This is a genomic window from Mycetohabitans sp. B2 (genome assembly GCF_021733735.1).
GTDB classification, from domain to species: domain Bacteria; phylum Pseudomonadota; class Gammaproteobacteria; order Burkholderiales; family Burkholderiaceae; genus Mycetohabitans; species Mycetohabitans rhizoxinica.
Map to the genome: position 1 here is coordinate 1 of NZ_JAHKSP010000037.1, position 4,316 is coordinate 4,316.

Genomic DNA, 4,316 nt, shown 5'->3' on the forward strand with positions numbered 1-4,316 from the left:
CCCCGGCCGCGTGCGCCACTGACGCTCGCCGTCACACCGGCTGCCTTACCTTGGGAGCTTAGGTTCACCGCCACGCCTGCACCACCGCTGAGAGTGACAGTGCCATCGGGTAGTTGCACCTCCTGCTCAACCAGCCAGACGATATCGTGGGTCAACTGCGCCATCTGCTGCGCGCATCAGATTAAATCACTCACGCCAAGCTCGTTGCTATTGCTTGCCATTTTTTTCTGAAACTCCCGTCCTCTTGCTTTAGTACCAGCAGCTCTTTGATAAATTGATATGTAATACTTCCAAATATGGTTATATAGACTGGAAAACCAACTATAACCGGCTTCCATCCATCACCTTGCGCGAACGAAAATATAAGCACAACCACCGGAATACCAATGGCACACATATATGCGACTGCCGCACGCTTAAATATGTTTCTTTTTTTCCTTCTCAAATCAGTAAACATATCGCCTCTATTCTTTACTCTTTATTTTTATTCGTCTCTATCACTGCTTGAGCCGGACCAGATAAAATTTGGATTAACTGATTTATAAACGCCCCTGCAGGTCCTGGCATTGTTGCATTTATTCCTTGACTCAGTGCTGCTCCAGTCAAACCGATACCCGCAGAGAGGTCCGGGTTGCCTGATTGCGTGATTGCCGTACCCGCAAACGCCCCTGTTCCCGCCAGCAGGCTGTTATAACCACCCACCACAATTTTTCCCGCGGTACTCCCGCCCAACGTACTCAACGGTAAGAAAAACGGTGCCGTTACTCCAGCAACACTACCCACAACCAGCGACTTCCCTACATCCGGCTCACTATTCGACAACCCCATTGCTCGGCTGATCACATCGCCTGCGTAGTCATACCCCGTACCCAGCCCCGCTGCCACAGCAACCTTCGGTGCCAACACAATCGCTCCTGCGCCAGCCGCCGCACCCAGCGTCTGTTTCGCAATCATCTCTCGACCGGTTGCATCATGATTGGCCGACGCATTCATCGCTTCTGATGTGGGCTGGTTAAGTCCCAAGCCGCTCGGATAGTGCCCCGCATACATGCTCGGATCAGCTTTCTGCGCCGGCGTCGCATAAAACATATAACCTGGCCCGCTCTCACCGTCTGCCGGCAGCATCCCATGCGCCTGCTTCAGAATTTTATGGACTCACTGATTCCATTCGCCTGGCGAGCCATTCTGCACTTGTGGGTTTGCCTGTATTGTCAGCTCTTCACGCGCCTGTTCGACGGTCAAACCGTAGCGCTTCGCATACACCACTCAAGACCATTGATCCACCTCCTCTCTTCCGGATGCAACTGCCGGTTAAACGTAGATTTTCTATCTCGACTCTCCCTTCTGAGCATCATCTTTCTTTTTGTAACTCTCCCGCGCTTCGCGATATGAATTTCCGAATGGCTTAATCCCTAACATAGCTGCTCTTGATGATATACCACCCACTGCAACCAACGCAAAACCGAACAGAGCTACAAACATTACATTATACTTGAATCCAATAAGCGTGATCGCCCCTCCTATAAAACACGCCCCTCCTCTAACAACCGGGGTAAAATTTCCATCTCGAATGACCCAATTTTTCATTTCTTTTCAGGCTGCTTAAATTGATTTATCCAGTCTAAACCCTTGACTACTCCTCCAATCTCATTGAATACAGGACCATACAAGGGATATCGCTCGGAAGCAAAGTAATTCGTTAAATCTACAATACTATCCACAGCATAGGATTTAGGATTTGGTCTCACGATCTGTTCAATCATTCCCGCGCTTAGTCCTATTACCGATGCACCAAAAGTTAGTGTCGTAGCGGCAGGAGCATACGGCGAAGGTACGGCCGCAATCGCACCCGTTGCCGCGCCAAACCGACCAGCTGCCGTCAATACAGCCGCAGCGGTATTCGCGATCTGCTCCTTTGGCAAATCCGGCGGATAATAAAGCAACTCCGCTGGCGTCAGTCCCGCTGCACACTCGGCCGTCGCACAGGGCTTCGCCGGAGGCTTAAGCACATACCTTCGCGGCCCTAGCTCTGGTTGCGTGGTGCCACGCTGTAACTAATGGTGCTTGGCACATCACTGCTCCTCACCGTATCCACGATATACTGCTGCAGCTCAGCATTATTCGCTACTGTCGCCTGCTCCAGGATTGGCTTTTCGTCCGCAGTCTTACCCCCATATATCCATTTGGCTTGTGCATCCGTCGGACGCTGATCACCTATCAAGATGTCGGGACTCCCGGCATATGTTTGGCCGCCCTCTGTCATCGACATCTGCCGCATCTGGTCTTCAATCTGCTGCGGGCTGTATTTGCCACCACTTTTTTCCGCAAGCTGTTGGGCTAAGGTCTTTTCCGGTGGATACAACTGCCGATTAAACCGCCCCTCCGTCACCGCAGCCGTCGTCACAGCCTGTGTGCCTTGGCCCGCCATCCCCGCCACCGCTGCCACCAACGAACTCACCAGATTTGTTTGCGCTTCTTTCTGCCTCTGCGTCAACCCCTGCGTCGGCCCGAGTAGCGTGCCCAACATCGAACTGGTCGTCGCGCCCGCGCACCCCACCAGCGCATGCAGCGCCGCGCGCGCTTCCTCGCTTTGCAAGCCATCCGCCACGCGTTTCACTTCACTGGCCGCCAAACCCTGCACGTAATTGACGGTCACCGACAGGGCGAACTGCCCCACGCCTGCCGTCACATTGCCACCCGCTGCGGCGCCCAGCGCTGACAGCGCGCGCCGATAAGTGCCACCCGAGCCCCATTGCGCCTTTAGCTGCGCCGCTTGCTGTTGCGCTTGCGCCCTGGCCTGTGGACTTAGATTCGGGTCCTGGGCCGCTTGTTGCGCTTCATCCAGTTGCGCTTGACGATGACCACGAACGTGCCGATTTAAACCACGCCGACCACGCGCACCCGGCGTGCCCATCATCCTTTGACACCACAGCAGGCAGGCAAACGACGCACCCGGCATCCGCCGGGTATATCATTTCAGACTATCGACCTGATGACTTCTTTTCACTGAACCACGGACCGAATTTTTCCGGATCATCGCTCAGCATCCCCGACTTGCGCAAACGCCTTGGTAAATATTTTACGAACCCTGCCAGTAAGACAATAAATAACGGAAGACCAATAATAAATACAGAAACGTTGTCACTCAAACCAATCAAATTCCTACACACTCCAATCACAATAACCGAATAAAATCCCGCGGCTCCGACTGACACACCACCAACAACCCCGATTATTTGGCTAACCGCATATAGCCTTCGCCAATTCATTTCTCCTCCCCGTTACCGCGAATATCATTTATAACAGTCGCCCCCTTCAACCCCACGCCAAATAGCAAGGTACCCTGCGTAGTCCCGTAGGGAGCCGTTTGGTTAATGAACGGAATCAAAGTGTTGTTGTTAATACGTGGCACAGTTACGCCGAACATTGATCCCGGACGATTCAGGCCATCGGCCACCCCCATCTTAAGCGGAACCGGGGCGTAAAGAGCACCAATTGCAGTGACAAAGCTCAACCCGTCATATACAACGTTCCCCCAACCTACCGGCAATACCTCATTGAATCCGTAGCGCAATGGATTCAACCCGGAAGCACTGATACCGTTATAGCGGTTGTACAAACCATCTGCACCTTCGGCCATGTCGCTGATACCAAATGCAGCCATCGGAATACCAGCAGCACACCCCAAGCCGGTTGTACAAAACCCTAACCCCGTCTTCGCCGTCACGCCTCCAACAACAACCTTCGCCGCATCCTTCGCCACGCCTACCGGATCGCTCTTCACCGCATCGCCAATCTTCTGGCCTGGGGTGTACTTGAACAGCCCCGCCTCTTTCCGTTGATTCACCCAATCGATTTCTGGTTGAAGTTGTGAAGCCTCAAGCTGGCTCACATAGTGCTTCGTGTACTCCTCGCTTCCCGGCTTATACTCCGCCCAGCACTTCACCGCATAGCACGCTGCCTTTGTTAGCCGCTCTTGCTCAGCCTTATTGCTGCCCGCTTTTTCCGCGATCGCCCTCTTTTCATTGTCGTTAATCTGCCGATTAAACCGCCCCTCCGTCACCGCAGCCGTCGTCACAGCCTGTGTATCTTGGCCCGCCATCCCCGCCACCGCTGCCACCAACGAACTCACCAGATTTGTTTGCGCTTCTTTCTGCCTCTGCGTCAACCCCTGCGTCGGCCCGAGTAGCGTGCCCAGCATCGAACTGGCCGCCGCCCCCATCGCCCCCGCGCCGCAATCCTGGCGGCTAGCCGCCGCGCCCGCGCACCCCACCAGCGCATGCAGCGCCGCGCGCGCTTCCTCGCTTTGCAAGCCA

At 54.3% G+C, this 4,316-nt stretch carries 5 protein-coding genes and 1 pseudogene; all 6 read right to left on the reverse strand.

All coding sequences use genetic code 11. From position 1 onward, the window contains the following. Window positions 1-190: 190 nt before the first annotated feature. Window positions 191-457: a hypothetical protein gene (locus KPG66_RS07770; RefSeq protein ID WP_237070550.1), complete on the reverse strand. Its 267-nt coding sequence runs from the start codon at window positions 455-457 to the stop codon at window positions 191-193. A gap of 14 nt (window positions 458-471) precedes the next feature. Beyond that, on the reverse strand, window positions 472-1,125 hold the full coding sequence (locus tag KPG66_RS07775; protein WP_237070551.1) for a hemolysin: 654 nt from the start codon (window positions 1,123-1,125) through the stop codon (window positions 472-474). A gap of 201 nt (window positions 1,126-1,326) precedes the next feature. Then, window positions 1,327-1,587, reverse strand: a complete 261-nt coding sequence (locus KPG66_RS07780) for a hypothetical protein (protein WP_237070552.1) — start codon at window positions 1,585-1,587, stop codon at window positions 1,327-1,329. Further along, complete coding sequence (locus KPG66_RS07785) at window positions 1,584-2,009, reverse strand: hypothetical protein (RefSeq protein ID WP_237070553.1); 426 nt, start codon at window positions 2,007-2,009, stop codon at window positions 1,584-1,586. The genes KPG66_RS07780 and KPG66_RS07785 overlap by 4 nt, the downstream gene beginning before the upstream one ends. 14 nt (window positions 2,010-2,023) lie before the next feature. Then, entirely contained in the window at window positions 2,024-2,917 is an 894-nt protein-coding gene (locus KPG66_RS07790; RefSeq protein WP_237070554.1) for a hypothetical protein, read from the reverse strand. A gap of 348 nt (window positions 2,918-3,265) precedes the next feature. Further along, window positions 3,266-4,316, reverse strand: a pseudogene (locus tag KPG66_RS07795) (hemagglutinin repeat-containing protein); the annotation flags it as partial.

Bases quoted from the DNA above. Each gene is read 5' to 3' on its own strand.
- KPG66_RS07770 (WP_237070550.1), bottom strand. From the start codon at position 457: ATGTTTACTGATTTGAGAAGGAAAAAAAGAAACATATTTAAGCGTGCG.
- KPG66_RS07775 (WP_237070551.1), bottom strand. From the start codon at position 1,125: ATGCTGCCGGCAGACGGTGAGAGCGGGCCAGGTTATATGTTTTATGCG.
- KPG66_RS07780 (WP_237070552.1), bottom strand. From the start codon at position 1,587: ATGAAAAATTGGGTCATTCGAGATGGAAATTTTACCCCGGTTGTTAGA.
- KPG66_RS07790 (WP_237070554.1), bottom strand. From the start codon at position 2,917: ATGATGGGCACGCCGGGTGCGCGTGGTCGGCGTGGTTTAAATCGGCAC.